Source organism: Sphaerisporangium aureirubrum (assembly GCF_042658925.1).
GTDB classification, from domain to species: domain Bacteria; phylum Actinomycetota; class Actinomycetes; order Streptosporangiales; family Streptosporangiaceae; genus Sphaerisporangium; species Sphaerisporangium aureirubrum.
This window is the reverse complement of the sequence record NZ_JBHSRF010000004.1, coordinates 14,933-32,449: the sequence shown is the minus strand read 5'-3', so window position 1 is coordinate 32,449 and position 17,517 is coordinate 14,933. Positions and strand designations below refer to the sequence as shown.

Sequence of the window (17,517 nt, the reverse complement as noted above, 5' to 3'; positions counted from 1 at the left end):
CGTGTGAAGCGGTCTGCCGGGGGTGGGCATGTCCGGCGGTTCGTGAGGGCCGACTTCGGAGGACGTCTGGTCGCTCGCCACAATGTCAGCCATGGCTTCTCTTGTGCACCATGTGAGCATCGACTGTGCGGATACCTACCGGCTCGGGAACTTCTGGGCCGAGGTGCTGGGTAGCAAGATCAGTGACGACGACCAGCCCGGGGACCCCGAGGCCTTGGTCGAGGCGGAGGGCATATCGATCCTGTTCATCGCCGTGCCCGAGGGGAAGACGGTCAAGAACCGGATCCACTTCGACATTCAGCCCACGGACCGCACTCGCGACGAGGAGGTCGAGCGTCTGCTGTCCCTCGGCGCCACTCTGGTCGGCGACCGGCGCCGGCCCGACGGCTCCGGCTGGGTCACCCTCGCCGACATCGAGGGGAACGAGTTCTGTGTCGAGCGCAGTGCCGCCGAGCGAGCCGCCGTCACCTCCTGAGCGGCGGGCGCGGGCATGTTCGCGACGACAGATACGGCGGCTTTCGGCGACCGCCTTCGCGGGAGGAGCGGCTCCGGGACCGGGGTGATCGTCTTCTGGGGGGTGGGGACCCGCCTGACGGTGCTGGTGGGGGCGCTTTTAGCATCGTCCTATGAAGACTTCGACGAGGGATGGCGCCAAGGTCGCGCCGCACGCGCCCCGGGTGGCCGTCAAGCGGCGGACTCCTGACATCTACCAAGCCATGCTTCAGCTGGACGCCACCGTGTCGGGGAGTGGGCTGGAGCGGTCGTTGCTGGAGCTCGTCCGGGTTCGTGCCTCGCAGATCAACGGGTGCGCGTTCTGCCTGGACATGCACACCATCGACGCGCGGGCGGCGGGGGAGACCGAGCAGCGGCTTTACACGCTGTCCGCCTGGCGGGAGACGCCGTTCTTCACCGAGCGGGAGCGGGTGGCGCTGGAGCTCACCGAGGCCGTGACGCTGATCGCGGAGGACGGGCTCTCCGACGAGCTCTACGCGCGGGCGGGCGAGCAGTTCAGCGAGGAGGAGCTGGGCAAACTCATCTGGGCCGTCACGGTCATCAACGCGTGGAACCGCATCGGCGTGGCCACCCGCATGGAGCCCGGCCACTACCGTCCGCACGGCCAATGAGCGCGCCCGTCGAACGGGCGGCGCTCACCGAGAAGTCGGCGACACTCCGGGCGCTGCACGTGCCCGGACGGCCGCTGGTGCTGCCGAACGTGTGGGACGCGGGGTCGGCGCGGGTCGTGGTGGACGCCGGGTTCCCGGTGGTGGCCACCGGCAGCGCGGCGGTGGCCCGGTCACTGGGGTACGACGACGGTGAGGCCACACCCGCCGAGGAGATGCTGGCGGCGGTGGCGCGGATCACGCGGGCGGTGCCGGTGCCGGTCACGGCCGACATGGAACGCGGGTACGGCATGGCACCCGCCGAGCTGGCCGAGCGTGTGGCGGCGGCCGGGGCGGTGGGCGTGAACCTCGAGGACTCCGACCCGCGCACCGGCGCGATCATCGACCCCGCCGAGCAGGAGGACTTCCTGTCCGCCGTACGAGCCGCCGCCCCTGAGCTGGTGATCAACGCCCGCGCCGACACGTTCGTGCACGGCACCGGCTCCCCCGGGCAACGCCTCACCGAGGCGGTCGAACGCGGCCGCCGCTACCTGCGAGCGGGCGCCGACTGCGTCTTCCCGATCCTCGCCACCGACCCCGCCGTGATCACCACTCTGGTCACCGAGATCGCCGCCCCCGTCAACATCCTGCTCCTCCCCGGCATGCCCTCGATCCCCGACCTGTCCACCATGGGCGTAGCCCGGATCAGCTTCGGCGCCGGCCTCCACACCCTTCTCCAAACCCACCACCGCACCCTCCTCGACACCATCACCTCCGGCACATCACCCTTCGCTCCCCCACAGCCCTGACCGGCCCCCGCCCAGCCGAGCGGCAGGGCCATGGGGGTGGAGGGAGGCGGGGGGTCGACAGGCTCGGGAGTGTCCTCCGCCCGAATACAGCCCTTGCGTCTTCTCGCGCGGAGCGCGTCCTGCGCGATGGCCATGCCCGGGACGTCCGTACGGCCGGGTCGTCCGCCATACGGCGGTGCCGCCAGAGCCCCCGTCGCCTCGTCGGGTTCGTCTTTGTCCGGCGCCGGGTCGGCGGGAAGGTGGACGGCGAACACGGCGCCGTCATACGGCGCGACACCGGCCCGACGGAACATGTGGCGGTGGAGCACTATGAGCCCGGCAGGGCCGGGGTGTGGGGGCCTGCCCCCACATAAGACAGCCCTTGCGGCTTCCGCGCGAAGCGCACCCTCTGCGAGGACCATTTCCGTGGCGGGTGGATACGTGTGGTTTTCCGCCGTACGGCGGCGCCGACTTCGCCGTGCCACGGCCCGCCGACGCGGCGCCGGTGCACATGACTCCCAGAAGGCGACGAGAGCCGGGCCCCCGTAAGGCGGGGCATGGAGCCAGGCCGGAGGCGTGGACCGAGACGGCGAGTGTTCACCGGGACGTGTCGCGGTGCAGCACCATGAGCCCGGCAGGCCCGGGGGTGCGGGGGTGTCCCCCGCCTGAGCACAGCCCTTGCGCCTTTCCGCGCGAAGCGCGCCCTGCGCAAGGACCATTTCATCGGCGCCGCGCACACCACGGGTTAGCCGCCGTAAAACGGCGCCGTATTCGCCGTTCCACTTCCCGCCGTACCGGCGCCGGGCCAAGAAGTGATCCGGAACGGGGGACTCCGGCCGTAGGGGCCGGGCCACCGCGTGCGGGGGCTCCCGGCAGGGGGCGGGGGCCGCTTCCCTGCCGGGAGTCGCTTGGTCAGGCGGTTTCGGTGGGGGTCTTGGTGGGGGGTTCGGTGCCGTTGAGGCTTGGGGGGGTGGCGTTGGCGAAGAGGGAGCGGGCGAGGCCTAGGCCGGTGCCGCCCAGGGTCATGGCTTTGGCGAGGAGTTCCTCCACGCCTTGGGCTCCGTTGAGGACGACCATGTGGTCGATGTTGCCGAAGGCCTTGGAGGCCGCTTCGACGATCTGGGGCCAGTTCTCGGCCAGCTGCTGGGCGATCACGGCTTCCTGGTTCTTGGCCAGGGCCTGGGCGCGGGCCTGGATCGCTTCGGCTTCGGCGAGGCCCTTGGCCTTGGCGGATTCGGCGTCGGCGAGGCCGCGGGCGCGGGCGGCCTCCGCGTCGGCGAGGCCCTTGGCCTTGGCGCCTTCGGCGTCGGCGAGGGCGCGGGCCTTGTTGGCGGCGGCTTCGCCCTCACCGGTGGCGCGGGCGGCGCCGGCGGCGGCCTCGGCGCGCAGGCGCACGGACTCGGCCTCGGCGGCGGCGGCCTGCTTGACCTGGGAGGCCTGGGCCACGGCGCGCAGCTCGGTCTCCCTGGCCTCGGCCTCGGCCTGGGCGATGCGGGCGTCGCGCTCGGCCTGGGAGATGGTGACCGTCTCGTACGCCCTGGCGTCGGCGGGCTTGCGGACCTGCGACTGGAGGCGCTGCTCGGAGAGGTTGGCCTCCAGCTCGGCGGCCCGGGTCTCCTGGACCACGACCTCCTGGCGGGCGGTGGCCTCCGACAGCGGGCCCGCCTGCCGGGCCTTGGCGGAGGCCTGGTCGATCTCGGCCTGGTAGCCGGCCTGCTGGATCTGGGACTCGCGGATGGCGGCGGCCTTCTTGGCGGCGGACACCTGCTCGGCCTCGGTGGCCTCCTGGTCGCGCTGCGCCTCGGCGATGCGGGCGGCGGCGGCGATGCGGGCGGCGTGCGGCTTGCCGAGGTTGGCGATGTAGCCGGTCTCGTCGTCGATCTCCTGGATCTGCAGGGAGTCGACCACCAGTCCGAGCTTGCTCATCTCGTCGGCGGCGCTGCTGCGGGTCTCACCGGTCAAGCGCTCGCGGTTGAGGATGAGGTCCTCGACGGTGAGGTTGCCGATGATGGAGCGCAGGTGGCCGGTGAACAGCTCGTGGATGGCACCGCTCATGCTGTCCTGCTGGTCGAGGAAGCGCCGGGCCGCGTTGGCGATGGACGTGAAGTCGTCGCCGACCTTGTAGATGATCACGCCGCGGACCTGCACCGGGATGCCCTGCTGTGTCACGCAGTTCACCTGGAGGTTGGTGGCCCGGCTGTCGAGACGCAGCCGCCGCGCCGTCTGGAACCCGGGGAGCACCGCGGTGCCCTTCCCGGTGATGATCTTGAAGCCCAGGCTTTCGGCCAGTTCATTCTTACCTCGGGCCGCGAGCCCGGAGATGATGAGCGCCTCGTTGGGCTCGGCGACCCGCCACACCGCTTTGAACAACAGTGTGATGACGACGAACAGGACGATGACGCCGCCGACCCAGAAGGCCAGCTCGGTGGTGGTCATTGGACCTCCGGTTGCACAAAAGGGGGTGGGAGAGTCAGACGATCGCGCGGGCCACGTAGATCGTTCGTGGCGGCGAATACTCGACGATGATCACGATCGTCCCCGGGGCGATCTCTTCGTCGGGAACCGACGGGTAGGCGTAGAACGCCTCGACGCCCCCGCGTATCGGCACCAACACCTCACCCACAAGGCCCGGACCAATACGGCCGGTCACCCTGCCCTGCCTGCCGACCACCCGTTGTCACCCCGTCGTCGAATGCATCGCCGCACGCGAACAGTACTCCGTTCGCCCCGCTTTATCAGCACGGAGAACGGGCTCGGCGGCCCCATCCCCGTGACTCGGGCCACCCGCGCGCATCGCCTTCACCTCCCCTAACGGCCTGGTAAACCCCGACGTTCCCGGCTTAGGACAGGAAAGGTTACAAATCGCAAACATCGCCCCGTACAGGGGGCGCAATAAACCCAGAAAGAGTTCATCCACCCCCCGCGCCCCATCGCTTTCCGTTTTCCGGCAGGGGTGATGATCGCGGAATGACGGCTCATTTCCCGCTTGGCGATGATCTTCCGGGAAGGCGCGCACGCGAGCTCGGGATGGACCGCCCGATCAGCCGGCGCGACTTCCTGGACGGGGTCGCGACCGCGGTCACCTGCGCGGCCGTGCCCGCCCCCTCCCCACCCGCGAGGACGCTCCCGCGCGCCCGCCCGCCCGCCGAAAGCCAGGAGTCGCGGCACCCGGCGAGCGCGCAGGGGCTGCGCGGCGACACCCCGGACGCCGTCGCGGTGCCGCACGCGCTGCGCGACGGGCGGTTCTGGCGGCACGCGGGCACGCCGGAGCCCACCGGGGAGCGCTACGACCTCGTCGTGGTCGGCGCCGGCATCAGCGGCGTCACCGCCGCCTACACCTGGACCAGGCGCCACCCCGGCGCGCGGGTGCTGGTGCTGGACAACCACGACGACATCGGCGGCCAGGCCCGGCGCAACGAGTTCCACCCGGCGGGACGCCGCGGCCCGCTCGTCGCGCACGGCGGCTCCGGCGCGTTGTACGCGCCGCGCGCCTGGTCCCCCGAGGGCCGCGAGCTGCTCGCCGAACTCGGCGTCGTCCCGGGGCGCCAGCACGACACCGGTCTCTACCCCGGCCTCGGCATGCACGAGGCGGTGTTCTGCGACCGGGAGACCTTCGGCCGCGACCGGCTGGTGGTGCTGCGGCCGGGTCGCGCCACCGCCGAGTGGGCGGCCGAGCTGCCGATCGCCGAACGGGCCAGGCAGGACCTCGTCATGCTGTTCGACCACGCTCCCGACTGGTTCCCGGGCCTGCCGGACGACCACAAGAAGCGGCTGCTCGCCGGGCTGACCTACCAGGGTTTCCTGCGGGACGTCTGCCGCGTCCACCCCGACGCGGTGCGGTTCTGCCAGACCATGCCGAGCGCCACCTGGGCGTACGGCGCCGACGCGCTCGGCGCGCTGGACGCCTGGGCGCTGTCCGGGCCGTTCGCCTACCCGGGTTTCGCGGGGCTCGGGCTTGCGGCCGAGCCGTCGCCGTACAACTCGCCGCGGGTGGCCGAGCGGCGCGCCTCGGGGCAGGCGGACGTGTACTGCTTCCCCGAGGGCAACCAGGCACTGGTGCGGATGATGGTCGGCCGCATGGTGCCGGGGTTCGCGGCCGACCCCTCGATGGAGCACATCACCACCACGGCGTTCGACCACGCCGCGCTGGACCGCGCGGGCAACCGGGTCCGGGTGCGCCTGTCCAGCCCGGTGGTCCTGGTGCGCAACGACGGGCCGCCGGGGACGGCGACCGGCGCGACGGTGGGCTACTTCGACGGCGCGCGGGTGCGCACGGTACGGGCCGGCGGGGTCGTCATGGCGTGCTGGCACAGCGTCATCCCGTACGTGGTGGACGACCTGCCCGCCGCGCAGAAGGAGGCGATGCGGCGGGCGGTGCGGATGCCGGTGGTGCACGCGACGGCGCAGCTGCGCGACTGGCGGGCCTGGCGGGACGCCGGGGTGCACCGGGTGCGCTTCACCGGGGCGTACTGGGCGGGCGCCGAACTGGCCGCGCCGGTGAGCCTGGGCGCCTACCGCTGCCCGGCGACCCCCGGCGAGCCCATCACCGCGCATCTGGTGCACACGCCCGCCACGCCCGGCACCGCGCCGGGGGACGCGGCCGTGGCGGGACGGCGGGCGCTGGCGGGCACGCCGTACGGGGCGCTGGAGTTCGGCGTGCGGGAGCAACTGGCCCGGCTGCTCGGCCCGTGGGGGTTCGACCCGGCGCGCGACGTCGAGGGGCTCACCGTCAACCGCTGGGGCCACGGGTTCTCCCCGGCGTACGCGCGGCCCTGGGACGCCTTCCACCCGGGCGGCCCGGCCCCCGCCGAGACGGCGCGCCGCCGCTTCGGCCGGATCGCCATCGCCGGTTCCGACGCCGTCCCCGGCGCGGACGCCGACGCCGCCGTCAGCGCCGCCTGCCGCGCCGTCCGGGATCTGGAGGCCCCGTCGTGACCCTCAGCGGCCCTTCCCGCCGGATTTGGTGGGCCGCCGCAGCGCCGTGAAGAACCACGAGGTGTCGGGCTCGATCGCCCAGCGGGTGAGGCGCCGCACCGGGGACGTGCAGAGCAGCGTGGCGAGGGCCACACCCAGCAGGACGGCCAGGGCGACGCCCGCCGGGGTGCTCATCTCCTTGGCGTACACCTGGAAGACCTTCACGAAGAAGCCGTGCAGCAGGTAGGCGTACATGGTGGCCGCGCCGAGGGCGGAGTACCACGTGCGGCGGGACGGGGTGATGGCGAGGAAGGCGCAGAGCAGCGTCGCGCCCGCCATGAGCATGCCGAGCCGCATCGCGCTGCCGGTGAGGTTGTCCACACCGATCTTGGCGTTGCTGTTGCGCCACCTGATCCACTCGGTCGCGATGTCGGTGTGCAGCGCGAACGCCAGCACCAGCCCGCCGGCCAGCACGGCGGCGCCGAGCACGCGGACGGCCGGCCGCTTGAGCAGGTCCAGGTGCGCGGGGGTCAGCATGAGGCCGAGCACGTAGAACGGCAGCAGGCCGAAGGTGCGGTTCATCGACAGCTCGTCCGGCAGCTCGCTCATGCCCGACAGCAGCGACAGCAGGACGGCGACGAGCAGCGGCCACCGCAGCTGCTGCCACACCGGGGTGGACAGCCGCCACAGGAACAGCGACATCAGGAACCAGGTGAGGAAGTACGGGTCGAGCAGGCTGATGTCCAGGTCGCCGTACAGGAACAGCCGCGGCAGCGAGTACGCCAGCTCGAAGATGATGTACGGCACGGCGAGGCCGCTGATCAGCTTGCGCGCCTTGCCCGGGGAGAACGTGAAGTTCCGCGACAGGTAGCCGCTCAGCGTGATGAACAGCGGCATGTGGAACGTGTAGAGGAAGAAGTAGAGCGCGTGCGCCGCCGGGACGTCCCGCAGGTCCTCGATGAGGTGGCCCACGACGACCAGGATGATCGCGAGGTACTTGGCGTTGTCCAGGAACGGGTCGCGCTCCCCGCGTGGCCGGCGGGGCGGGGCGGGCGTGTCCGCGGGGAAACCGAGGACACCGGGCGGGCTCTCCACGGCGGCCGTGCCCGGCACCGAGGGCCGCGACGCGGGCACCGAGCCGGGGGCCGCCGGGGCGTCGGGGGTCGTCACGAGGCCCCGACCCTAACGCGGCGGATCGGGTGCCGGGCGAACGCCGGATGGCTCCCCGGGGAACACCGCGCGACGGTTGGCCGGCGGTACGGTGCCGCCCGTCCGGCGACGGCGGGTCAGGCGCCGTGCGGCCGGGGCGGCGGGGTCAGGCGGTGGGTAGTTCGGCGGGCAGGCCGGTGGCGGCGAGGCTGGCCGACCATAGCGCGGCGGCCAGGGCCGGGTCGCTCATCTTCTCAGGAACGGCGGACGGGACGGCGGTCTCGCTGAAGAAGCGGCCGGAGTGGTCGGTGCCGTCGGCCGTGGTCGCCAGGTGGACCAGCGTCGACGCGCCCTGCTCCGGCGTCTTGAAGTAACCGGGGATGAGCCCGTAGATCTTCATCACCAGCGTGCCGGCCGCGAACCCGGTCTTGATGACGCCGGGGTGGAAGCAGGTGGCCGCCACGCCGCGCCGCGCGAGCTCGACGGTGAACAGCGCGTTGGCCTGTTTGGTGTCGGCGTACTGCAGCCAGCCGTTCCAGCGCCGCTTCGTGCGGTTCAGGTCGGCGGGGTCCAGGCGGCCCGTCTTGGCGGCCCGTGAGCTCGTGGTGACCACACGGCCGCCGGAGGCCGTGAGGCGTTCCAGCAGCAGGTTGGTGAGCAGGAACCCCGACAGGTGGTTGACCTGCGTCATGGTCTCGTGGCCGTCCGCGGTGACCTCCCGCTTGGACGTCATCACCCCGGCGTTGTTGGCGAGCACGTCGATGCGCTCGTAGCGGTCGAGTAACTCGGCGGCCAGTGCCCTCACCTCGGTGAACGACGCGAAGTCCGCGGCGAGGGCGTCGGGACGGCGCCCGGTGATCCCCTCGATGCGCGCGGCGACGGAGTCGAGTCTGGGGCGGGAGCGGCCGACCAGGACGACGTCGTGCCCTGCACGCGCGATCCCCTCGGCGGCGGCCGCGCCGATACCGGCTGTGGCGCCTGTTATTACAGTAATCATTCGTCCTCCAGTACGCCGGAACCCTATCGGTGCTAGCCTTCTGAGCGATCTTCCGGAGGTGCATTCCCCCCCAAATGCGGCAAGATCCTCCCGGCGCGCAGGAGTGACCATGGGTTCTGGAAAGCGGTCGATCCGCTTCAAGATCTTTTCGTTGCTACTCCTACCTCTGCTTTCACTAAGCGCCCTCTGGGGATTCGTCCTCAATCTGACGATCGGTGACGGCATCTCGCTGATGCGGGCCAACACCATCTACCAAAGCCTCGGACTCACCTCCACGGACCTGGGGCTCCAGATTCAGTCCGAACGGTCGATGTCCGCCACCGCGTTCGGCGTCGTGCCGAAGGAACAGGACCGCCTGTTCGGCCAGCGGCGCGCCACCGACGTCTCCTTGGCCAAGTTCCGCGCCGCCGCGCTGTCCGAGGACACCCAGGGCGTGCTCAACGACGTCACCAAGATCGCGACGACCGCCCTGCTCAACGAGCTGGAGCACCTCCCCGGCATCCGGGCTAACGTGGACAGCGGCCAGTCGACCCGCCTCGCGAACATCCAGGCCTACAACCAGATCATGGACGGCGTGTTCCGCCTGTACGACCGCATGGTCTCGGTACCGGACCTGTCGATCTTCGAGCAGGCCGGCGCCATGCAGAACATGGGCCAGGCCCGCGAGATCATCTCCCGGGAGAACGCTCTGATCAGCGCGGCGATCGCCCGGGACGGGCTCACCGACGCCGAGTACACGTCGTTCGCGGAATGGGTGTCGAACCGGCGTTTCCAGTACGCCAAGGGCATGGCCATGCTGGAGCCGGACCTGCGCAAGCCGTACGAGGAGGTCTTCGCCTCCCCGACGTTCAAGCGCTTCATCACGATGGAGCAGGACATCATCGACCGGGCCAGGTCCACCGGCCCGCTGCCTCCGTCGGTGAGCCGCTGGCAGGCCATCACCGACAGCCTGTCGGCCATGCTCGACCAGGTGGGCATCAAGGCGTCCGTCGGGCTCGCCGACCGCGCCATGAGCGTCGCCACCGGCATCCTGCTGCGCATCGGCCTGGCCGGCGGCCTCGGCCTGGTCGCCGTGGTCGCCTCCATCATCATCTCGGTGCGCTTCGGCCGCCGCCTCATCCGTGAGCTGGCCGACCTGCGCAACTCCGCCCGCGAGCTGGCCGACGTACGGCTGCCGCGGGTCGTCGACCGGCTGCGCAAGGGTGAAGAGGTGAACGTCGAGGCCGAGGCGCCGCCGATCGCCGGGGGCGACTCCGCCGAGGTCCACGACGTCGCGGAGGCGTTCGGCTCGGTGCAGCGCACCGCCGTCAAGGCCGCCGTGGAGCAGGCCGACCTGCGCCGGGGCGTCAGCCAGGTGTTCCTCAACCTGGCGCGCCGCAACCAGGGACTGCTGCACAGGCAGCTGCGGCTGCTCGACACGATGCAGCGCCGGGACTTCGACCCCGAGGCGCTGGGGGACCTGTTCCAGCTCGACCACCTCACCACCCGCATGCGCCGCCACGCGGAGAGCCTCATCATCCTGTCCGGGTCCGCCCCCGGCCGCGCGTGGCGCAAGCCCGTGCCGATGGTGGACGTGGTGCGGGCCGCCGTCGCCGAGGTGGAGGGGTACACCCGGGTCAACCTGTTCCCCCTTCCGAACGCCTTCGTGGCGGGCTCGACCGTCGCCGACCTCATCCACCTGATCGCCGAGCTGATCGAGAACGCGACGCTCTTCTCCCCGCCCCGCACCCGCGTGCAGGTCCGCGGCGAGTCGGTCGCCAACGGCTTCGTGGTGGAGATCGAGGACCGCGGGCTCGGCCTGAGCCCGGAGGAGTACGCGTCGATCAACGATCGGCTGGCGAACCCGCCGGAGTTCGACCTGGCCGACAGCGACCGCCTCGGCTTGTTCGTCGTGGGCCAGCTCGCCGCGCGCAACAACGTGAGCGTGGTGCTGCGCGCGTCGCCGTACGGCGGCACGACGGCCATCGTGCTCATCCCCCGCGAGCTGGTGGCCGACGACGGCTCCCCCGCTCCCCTGCCCGGCTCGCTCGCCGACACCGGGCCGCGCCACGCGCGCGGCTCCATCGGCCAGGCGCCCGCCGAGGCCGAGCCCGAGGACGCGGTCACCAGCGTGCCGGCCACCCCCGCCACGCCGGTCGCGCGGGCCGAGGAGGACCAGGACAACGGCACCTCGCCGTTCTTCACCCCCGCGCGCCCCGCCGACAGCCCGGCGCTGACGGTGGTGCCGGGCTTCATCGACAACGGCCCCGACACCGACCCCGGCATCACGCCGATCACCGACGCCACGGAGCCGCCGTCCTCGGTGCCCCAGCCGAGGACCGCGGCGCCGAAGCCGAGGCCGACCGCGTCCGGCGGCACCCACGCGGGCCTGCCCCGCCGGGTGCGCCAGGCCAACATCGCCCCGCAGCTGCGGGAGAACACCAAGCAGCCGGACACGCGGACCCGGGAGGGCGCGACCCCGCTCGCCGCCCCGACGCCCGCGGAGGATCCCGCGGGCACGACCGGTGGCCCGCAGCGCTCGCCCGACGAGGCGCGCGCCATGTTCTCCGCCTTCCAGCAAGGCGGACGCCGGGGACGGCTGGAGTCGGAGCGGGATATGCGGGAAAAGTCCGCAGAACAGGACGACCGGGCGAATGAGCACCTGAGCAGGCACGATGGCGCGCAGCCACCGCCGGGCACGGGACACGACGAGGGCGACCAGCCCTCCGGAAGCACGGACCGGCGTGACCAACAGCACGGGCTGCGCGACCATAGTGGTGGCTACGTACATCAGGCGACCGGCGAGAAGGGTGACGAATGACTGGCAAAGTCTCGTCGAACGGCGAACTCAACTGGCTCCTCGACGATCTCATCACCAGGGTCGCAGCAGTGCGCCAAGCCGTCATCCTGTCCACCGACGGCCTGGTCGTCGGGGCGTCCAAAGGCTTCAGCAGGGAAGACGCCGAACACCTGTCCGCAGTGGCGTCGGGCTTCCAGAGCCTCGCCCGGGGCGCCGGCCGCCACTTCGGCGGCGGCGAGGTGCGGCAGACCATCGTCGAGATGGAGAACGCCTTCCTTTTCGTGACCGCGGCCGGCACCGGCACATGCCTGGCGGTGCTGAGCAGCGCGGACGCCGACGTGGGTCACATCGCCTACGAAATGGCCATGCTCGTCAAGCGGGTGGGCCAGCACATCTCCACCAACCCCCGGACATCGCCATGACCATTCGCGGAGAACAGTGGCTGGACGAGGAGGCGGGCCCGCTGGTCCGGCCCTACGCCCTGATCCGTGGCCGCACCCGCTCGTCGGCCGACAACCTTGATCTGATCGCTATGGTCACGGCGACCGGCGCTCCGTACACTGGCGAGGCCGGTCTGGGCCCCGAGGAACAGCGCATCCTCGAGCTGTCCGAGCGGCCGATGTCGGTCGCGGACATCGCCTCCGAGCTCGACCTGCCGCTCGGCGTGGTCCGCGTTCTCCTCGGCGATCTCCACGATCACGGCATGATCGGCGTACGGGCTCCTGCCCACCGGGGACCGCGCCCGAACGAGCGCATTCTCAAGGAAGTGATCAATGGCTTACGAGCACTCTGAGGAGCCCGTCGCTCTCAAGATCCTTGTGGCGGGCGGCTTCGGCGTGGGGAAGACCACACTGGTCGGCGCGATCAGCGAGATCCGCCCCCTGCGCACCGAGGAAGTGCTGTCCGACCGCGGCATCGGTGTCGACGACATCGACGGCGTGGAAGCCAAGACGACCACCACCGTGGCCATGGACTTCGGCCGGATCACCATCCGCGAAGGCCTGGTGGTGTACCTGTTCGGCACGCCCGGCCAGGAGCGTTTCTGGTTCATGTGGGATGAGCTGTCCTACGGCGCGCTCGGCGCGGTCGTGCTCGCCGACACCCGGCGCCTGACCGACTGCTTCCCCTCGATCGACTATTTCGAGCAGCGCGGCACGCCGTTCATCGTCGCGGTCAACTGCTTCGACGGCGCCGATCGCCACGAGCCCGAGGACGTGCGCATCGCGCTCGACCTGGACCCCGAGGTCCCCGTGCTCATGTGTGACGTGCGACGCCGCGCCTCGGCCAAGGTCGTGCTGGTCACGCTGGTGGAGCACGCGCTGCGCACGCTCACACCCGCCGCCGGATAGGAACCGCCCCCGCACCACGAGCACCTTCACCTCTTCATCTCGCCGCCCGCACCGGCCTCATCCTGAACTGGATCGGAGTCGACATGCTCAAGGGTGTTCCTCAGCCGCGCGCGGACGAGTTGACCGAGAAGGCCCGGGGATGGCAGAACCCCCGGCTGCCGATCGAGCTCCGCGTGGCCAACCGCGTCCTGAAGCCGTTCGCGGCGCGGCTGTGGCCGCTGGAGGCCGAGGCGCTCAAGGCGAAGGCCCGCAAGCGCACCGGGCTGAGCGACTTCGGCGACCTAGCGCCTCTGGACGAGCCTCTGGGGCTGCTGTGCCGGGGGATGGACGAGGTGGCGGAGTTCCATCCGTTCGGCCGCCTGTCGGTCCATACGGCGATCCTCAGCGCCCTCGTGAACCGGCTGCGGCTGGAGGACCTCGCCAAGCGGCGCCCCGAGGCGTTCGAGCGGCCGGTGGAGGCCCCCATCATCATCGCCGGCCTCGTGCGCAGCGGCACGAGCTTCCTGCAGCGCCTGATGGCCGAGGATCCCGACCTGCGCTCGATCCCGTTCTGGGAGGTGCTGAACCCCCTGCCCATCGGGGACGCCGCGGCGCCGATACCCGACCCCGATCCGCGCATCAAGGCCGGCGCGCGGGCCATCAACTACATGAACCGTGCCTCCCCCGAGATGGTCACGATGCACGAGATGGAGAACGAGTCGGCGGAAGAGGAGCTGGTGCTCCTGGCCATGGGGTTCTCCTCGATGCTGTACGAGGCCACGGCCCCGATGCTGCCCGGCTACATGCCGTGGTACACCGGCACCGACCACACCGCCGGGTACGCCTACCTGCGGCGCGTGCTCCAGGCCATGGCCTGGATCCGCCCGTCGGGGCGGCGCTGGCTGCTGAAGTCGCCGCAGCACATGGAGCAGTTCGGGCCGCTCACCACGGTGTTCCCCGACGCCACGGTGGTGCAGACCCACCGCGACCCCGTGCGCAGCGTGCTGTCGACCGGCAGCATGCTGGCGTACTCGTACCGGCAGAGCTACTACCACCCGAACCCCCACCTGGTGGGCCGCCAGGCCATCGTGATGACCGAACGGCTGCTGCGCGCCGCCGTGCGCGACCGCGACCCCGCCGACGACCGGTTCGTGGACGTCATGTTCGCCGACCTGAACGCGGACCCTCTCGGCACGGTCCGCCGCGTCTACGCCCGGGCGGGCACCGAGCTCACCCCCGAGGCCGAGCGCCGCCTTTCGGACTGGCTGCCGCGCCACGCGCGCGGGCGGCACGGGGCGCACACCTACACCGCCGCCGACCTGGCCCTCGACACCGACGAGCTGCGCGAGCGGTTCGCCTTCTACTACGAGCGGTTCGGCGTCCCGCACGAGCCCCTGTAACGGGCCGTCAGAGCGCCCGGAGCCCTTCGATGACCTCCCGGAGCAGCTCGGCTTGGGGCACGGGACCGGCCGGCGTCGGGGACCTGGTGAGGATCAGGCCCTGGTCGAGCAGGTCGGCGAGCAGCAGCCGCAGCACGCCGAGCGGCAGGTCGACGTCCGAGGCCACCTCGACCACCGGCCGGGAGCGCCGCACCAGCGCGAGCAGCCGCCGGTGCTCGGGCCCGAGCTCGGCGGCGCCCGGCGCGTCGGCGCCGGTGGCCACGATGAGCGTCAGCAGCTCGAACGACGACGCGGGCGGCGGTGTCCTGCCGCGCACCAGCGCGAACGGCCGCACCACCGGCCCGTCGTCGATCCACTCGCCCTCCATCACATGACACCCCGCGGATGCGTGGTCAGGTGCTGCCCCACCCTTCCGACCAGCCGCGCCATCTCGTAGGCGATCAGGCCGGCGTCGGCCTGCATCATGCTCATCACCGCGAGACAGCTCCCATTGCCCGCGGCCGTGACGAACAGCAGCGCCGACTCCATCTCCACGATGGTCTGGCGGACCGCGCCGCCGCCGAAACGCATGCTGGCGCCCTTGGCCAGGCTCTGGAAACCGGCGGCGACCGCCGACAGGTGCTCGGAGTCCTCCCGGCTCAGGCTGCCCGACGCCGCCACGCGCAACCCGTCGTTGGACAGGATGATCGCATGACGGACGTCCGTCACCCGCGCCACGAAATCATCGAGGAGCCAGTTCAGCTCGGTCGACATCGTCACACCTCCTCACCGTCTCGTTCGCTTTCGGTCCTGCCGCGCCGCCACCCCGCCTGCATGGAGTTCAGCAGCGCCCTGGAGTGCTCGGGGGACGTGCCCGCCGGTTGCTCCGGCCCCTCCGCCGCCGCCGGTTCCGCCTCGGGCTTGTTCTTGAGCTGGGGGGCCAGGTGCGCCTGGCGCACCCGGCGGGGCAGGGGCTTGCCCGCCGTGGCCGTGGTGACCGGCTGCTGCGGCTGCGCCGCCTGGTGGGCGGGCCACGGCACCGGCGCGGGCGTCACCTCGCGCGGGGTGGCCGTGGCGGCCAGCGTGTCGGGGAGGAGCACGATGGCGGTGGTGCCGCCGTAGGGGGAGCCGCGCAGCTCGATCCTGATGCCGTGCCGGGCGGCCAGGCGCGCCGTGACGTGCAGGCCGAGCCGCTCGGTGCCGGCGGCCTCGAACTCCGGCGGCCGGGCGAGCTTCTCGTTGACGGCGTCGCGCTGCTCGGGGGACATGCCGAGGCCGCGGTCCTCCACCTCGATGGCGATGCCCCGGGCCGCGGGCTCGGCCCGCACCGAGACCTCGGTGGACGGCGGGGAGAACACGGTGGCGTTCTCGATCAGCTCGGCGCACAGGTGGATGACGTCCGCCGCCGCGTCGCCCTTGAGCGCGACCTCAGGCATGGGGAACACATGCACCCGGGTGTAGTCCTCGACCTCCGCGACCGCGGCGCGCACCACGTCGGCGAGCGGCACCTCGCGGGCGAACGTACGGCCGGGCGAGCCGCCGGACAGGATGACCAGGCCTTCGGCCTGCCGCCGCATGCGGGTGGTGAGGTGGTCGGCGCGGAACAGCTCGCGCAGCGTCTCGGGGTCCTCGATGCGCCGCTGCATGGCGTCCAGCAGCTTGAGCTGCCGTTGCAGCAGCGTCTGGCTGCGGCGGGCGAGGTTGCGCAGGGCCTTGCCGACGGCGTCGCGCAGCGTGGCCTGCTCGACGGCGGCCTCGACCGCGGTGCGCCGCACCCCGGCGAACGCCGCGCTGAGGTCGCGGATCTCGGTGGTGCTGCCGGTGACGGCGAGCGGCGGGGCCTCCACGTCCACATCGACCTCTTCGCCCCGGCGCAGCCGCTGGATGAGGCGCGGCAGCCGTACGTCGGCCAGCTCGGCGGCGGTGTCCCGCAGCTCGCCGAGTTCCCTGGTCAGGCCGCGGCCCACCCGGAACGCCACGACGACGGACACGATGACGGCCACCAGGCCGAGCACGCCGGCCAGACCGGCCCGGACGAAGGTGGCGAGCGCCGCCGGCTCCGCGCTCGCGGCCAGCGCGTCGCTCGACCTGGTCAGCGTCGACTGGTAGTAGGCCTCGATGTCGTCGGCGGCCTGGCGCCACACGGTGTGGGGGAACGTGCGGCCCTGGTCGGCGAGGATCTGCTCCTCCAGGGTGAGGAACCGCTGGTACTCCTGCGAGCGTTCCAGTTCCTCGAAGGGGGCGCGCAGCGCCGGCTCCAGGTCGGACATGCCCTGGGAGAACAGGAACCGCCTGGTGGTGGCGAGCTGCGCGAACGCGCGGTACTCGTCGGGGGACAGCGGGCGGCCGGCGATCAGCACCCCGGCGGCCAGGCCGCGTTCGCGGGACAGGAAGTCCTTGGAGTAGCCCATCGCGGTCACGGCGCGGGACTGCTGGTAGAGCGGCAGGTCGTTGGCGACGGTCATGGCGGCGATGAGCCGCTGCATGGCGTCGGGGAAGCGGCCGTACTCCACGGTCAGCGCCGCCTGGTCCAGCACGCCGGCGTCCACGGCCGAGCGGGCGGCGTCCAGGCGTCCGATCATGACGAGCATCTCGTCGAACCGCGTCCTCATCGCGGGTGTGGAGAGGTCCTCCTGCGCGGAGTCGGTCAGCGCGAGCTCGCGGAACCGGTCCCGCAGGCCGTCCACGACCTCGCGCTGCCGGGACACCGCGGCCTTGCGCTCAGGGGACCTGCTGCCGAGCCATTCGGAGGTCAGCATGTGCTCGCGTTGCATGCCGATGGCCAGGTCGTCGCCCGGCTTGCCGATGTTGGCGTACAGGGAGGCGACGGCGAGCATGCTCGCCGATTCCCTCGTGGTCACGCTTGTCCCGAAGACCCATAGGGCCGCCAGGGAGAGGAGCGGGATCACGAGCAGCGCGGTGATCTTGAACCGGATGGATCTGCTCGACGCCATGACACCTCATCGGTTCGCGGGTTACGGCCGGGGACCGGCATCCGAGGGTGAAGATCGGCGAGCAGACTAGCATTGTGCGTGGTGTTGTACCTGGTACATCTGTGGTATTGGGCCAAATAGACCCATCTG

General features: G+C 71.7%; 16 protein-coding genes. 9 read left to right on the top strand and 7 right to left on the bottom strand.

Annotation, left to right across the window (positions count from 1 at the left end):
- Positions 1-91 precede the first annotated feature (91 nt).
- The 3 genes from ACFP1K_RS04135 to ACFP1K_RS04125 all read left to right on the top strand — a co-directional run bounded on the left by ACFP1K_RS04135 (position 92) and on the right by ACFP1K_RS04125 (position 1,909).
- Entirely contained in the window at positions 92-475 is a 384-nt protein-coding gene (locus ACFP1K_RS04135; RefSeq protein ID WP_380747112.1) for a VOC family protein, read from the top strand.
- A 151-nt stretch (positions 476-626) separates the two neighbouring features.
- Entirely contained in the window at positions 627-1,124 is a 498-nt protein-coding gene (locus tag ACFP1K_RS04130) for a carboxymuconolactone decarboxylase family protein (protein ID WP_380747111.1), read from the top strand.
- Entirely contained in the window at positions 1,121-1,909 is a 789-nt protein-coding gene (locus ACFP1K_RS04125) for an isocitrate lyase/PEP mutase family protein (protein ID WP_380747110.1), read from the top strand. The genes ACFP1K_RS04130 and ACFP1K_RS04125 overlap by 4 nt, the downstream gene beginning before the upstream one ends.
- A gap of 891 nt (positions 1,910-2,800) precedes the next feature.
- Here the strand turns inward: ACFP1K_RS04125 and ACFP1K_RS04120 are convergent.
- A complete protein-coding gene (locus ACFP1K_RS04120; RefSeq protein WP_380747109.1) occupies positions 2,801-4,324 on the bottom strand; it encodes a flotillin family protein in 1,524 nt (507 codons plus the stop codon).
- Between the two features lie 34 nt (positions 4,325-4,358).
- Positions 4,359-4,496, bottom strand: a complete 138-nt coding sequence (locus tag ACFP1K_RS04115; RefSeq protein ID WP_380747108.1) for a hypothetical protein — start codon at positions 4,494-4,496, stop codon at positions 4,359-4,361.
- Between the two features lie 419 nt (positions 4,497-4,915).
- Between ACFP1K_RS04115 and ACFP1K_RS04110 the strand changes: the two genes are divergently transcribed.
- Positions 4,916-6,823, top strand: coding sequence for an NAD(P)-binding protein (locus ACFP1K_RS04110; RefSeq protein ID WP_380747107.1), 1,908 nt, complete (start codon positions 4,916-4,918; stop codon positions 6,821-6,823).
- Positions 6,824-6,826: 3 nt separating this feature from the next.
- Here the strand turns inward: ACFP1K_RS04110 and ACFP1K_RS04105 are convergent, their stop codons facing one another.
- Positions 6,827-7,972: an acyltransferase family protein gene (locus ACFP1K_RS04105; RefSeq protein ID WP_380747106.1), complete on the bottom strand. Its 1,146-nt coding sequence runs from the start codon at positions 7,970-7,972 to the stop codon at positions 6,827-6,829.
- A 145-nt stretch (positions 7,973-8,117) separates the two neighbouring features.
- On the bottom strand, positions 8,118-8,948 hold the full coding sequence (locus ACFP1K_RS04100; RefSeq protein WP_380747105.1) for an SDR family NAD(P)-dependent oxidoreductase: 831 nt from the start codon (positions 8,946-8,948) through the stop codon (positions 8,118-8,120).
- Between the two features lie 109 nt (positions 8,949-9,057).
- Here ACFP1K_RS04100 and ACFP1K_RS04095 point away from each other — a divergent pair, with 109 nt between their 5' ends.
- From ACFP1K_RS04095 to ACFP1K_RS04075, 5 genes are all read left to right on the top strand, one after another.
- The gene (locus ACFP1K_RS04095; protein WP_380747104.1) at positions 9,058-11,748 is read left to right on the top strand and encodes a nitrate- and nitrite sensing domain-containing protein; all 2,691 of its coding nucleotides are present in this window, start codon (positions 9,058-9,060) and stop codon (positions 11,746-11,748) included.
- Positions 11,745-12,149 carry a roadblock/LC7 domain-containing protein gene (locus tag ACFP1K_RS04090; RefSeq protein ID WP_380747103.1) on the top strand — a complete coding sequence of 135 codons (405 nt, stop codon included), beginning with the start codon at positions 11,745-11,747 and terminating at the stop codon, positions 12,147-12,149. Before ACFP1K_RS04095 ends, ACFP1K_RS04090 begins: the two co-directional genes overlap by 4 nt.
- Positions 12,146-12,520: a DUF742 domain-containing protein gene (locus ACFP1K_RS04085; protein ID WP_380747102.1), complete on the top strand. Its 375-nt coding sequence runs from the start codon at positions 12,146-12,148 to the stop codon at positions 12,518-12,520. The genes ACFP1K_RS04090 and ACFP1K_RS04085 overlap by 4 nt, the downstream gene beginning before the upstream one ends.
- Entirely contained in the window at positions 12,501-13,076 is a 576-nt protein-coding gene (locus ACFP1K_RS04080; RefSeq protein WP_380747101.1) for a GTP-binding protein, read from the top strand. The genes ACFP1K_RS04085 and ACFP1K_RS04080 overlap by 20 nt, the downstream gene beginning before the upstream one ends.
- Positions 13,077-13,159: 83 nt before the next feature.
- Positions 13,160-14,455 carry a sulfotransferase family protein gene (locus ACFP1K_RS04075; RefSeq protein WP_380747100.1) on the top strand — a complete coding sequence of 432 codons (1,296 nt, stop codon included), beginning with the start codon at positions 13,160-13,162 and terminating at the stop codon, positions 14,453-14,455.
- A gap of 7 nt (positions 14,456-14,462) precedes the next feature.
- On the opposite strand, the gene ACFP1K_RS04070 is transcribed toward ACFP1K_RS04075, so the two are convergent.
- From ACFP1K_RS04070 to ACFP1K_RS04060, 3 genes are read right to left on the bottom strand one after another with little or no spacing between them, the layout of a single operon-like run.
- Positions 14,463-14,822 (bottom strand): DUF742 domain-containing protein, encoded by a 360-nt coding sequence (locus tag ACFP1K_RS04070; protein WP_380747099.1) that lies wholly within the window; start codon positions 14,820-14,822, stop codon positions 14,463-14,465.
- Complete coding sequence (locus ACFP1K_RS04065; protein ID WP_380747098.1) at positions 14,822-15,208, bottom strand: roadblock/LC7 domain-containing protein; 387 nt, start codon at positions 15,206-15,208, stop codon at positions 14,822-14,824. The genes ACFP1K_RS04070 and ACFP1K_RS04065 overlap by 1 nt, the downstream gene beginning before the upstream one ends.
- A 2-nt stretch (positions 15,209-15,210) precedes the next feature.
- Entirely contained in the window at positions 15,211-17,388 is a 2,178-nt protein-coding gene (locus ACFP1K_RS04060) for a nitrate- and nitrite sensing domain-containing protein (RefSeq protein WP_380747097.1), read from the bottom strand.
- Positions 17,389-17,517 lie beyond the last annotated feature (129 nt).

What these genes read in the sequence shown, in the direction of transcription:
- ACFP1K_RS04135 (WP_380747112.1), top strand. Translation starts at nt 92, where the DNA reads ATGGCTTCTCTTGTGCACCATGTGAGCATCGACTGTGCGGATACCTAC.
- ACFP1K_RS04130 (WP_380747111.1), top strand. Translation starts at nt 627, where the DNA reads ATGAAGACTTCGACGAGGGATGGCGCCAAGGTCGCGCCGCACGCGCCC.
- ACFP1K_RS04125 (WP_380747110.1), top strand. Translation starts at nt 1,121, where the DNA reads ATGAGCGCGCCCGTCGAACGGGCGGCGCTCACCGAGAAGTCGGCGACA.
- ACFP1K_RS04120 (WP_380747109.1), bottom strand. Translation starts at nt 4,324, where the DNA reads ATGACCACCACCGAGCTGGCCTTCTGGGTCGGCGGCGTCATCGTCCTG.
- ACFP1K_RS04110 (WP_380747107.1), top strand. Translation starts at nt 4,916, where the DNA reads ATGGACCGCCCGATCAGCCGGCGCGACTTCCTGGACGGGGTCGCGACC.
- ACFP1K_RS04100 (WP_380747105.1), bottom strand. Translation starts at nt 8,948, where the DNA reads ATGATTACTGTAATAACAGGCGCCACAGCCGGTATCGGCGCGGCCGCC.
- ACFP1K_RS04095 (WP_380747104.1), top strand. Translation starts at nt 9,058, where the DNA reads ATGGGTTCTGGAAAGCGGTCGATCCGCTTCAAGATCTTTTCGTTGCTA.
- ACFP1K_RS04090 (WP_380747103.1), top strand. Translation starts at nt 11,745, where the DNA reads ATGACTGGCAAAGTCTCGTCGAACGGCGAACTCAACTGGCTCCTCGAC.
- ACFP1K_RS04085 (WP_380747102.1), top strand. Translation starts at nt 12,146, where the DNA reads ATGACCATTCGCGGAGAACAGTGGCTGGACGAGGAGGCGGGCCCGCTG.
- ACFP1K_RS04080 (WP_380747101.1), top strand. Translation starts at nt 12,501, where the DNA reads ATGGCTTACGAGCACTCTGAGGAGCCCGTCGCTCTCAAGATCCTTGTG.
- ACFP1K_RS04075 (WP_380747100.1), top strand. Translation starts at nt 13,160, where the DNA reads ATGCTCAAGGGTGTTCCTCAGCCGCGCGCGGACGAGTTGACCGAGAAG.
- ACFP1K_RS04070 (WP_380747099.1), bottom strand. Translation starts at nt 14,822, where the DNA reads ATGGAGGGCGAGTGGATCGACGACGGGCCGGTGGTGCGGCCGTTCGCG.
- ACFP1K_RS04065 (WP_380747098.1), bottom strand. Translation starts at nt 15,208, where the DNA reads ATGTCGACCGAGCTGAACTGGCTCCTCGATGATTTCGTGGCGCGGGTG.
- ACFP1K_RS04060 (WP_380747097.1), bottom strand. Translation starts at nt 17,388, where the DNA reads ATGGCGTCGAGCAGATCCATCCGGTTCAAGATCACCGCGCTGCTCGTG.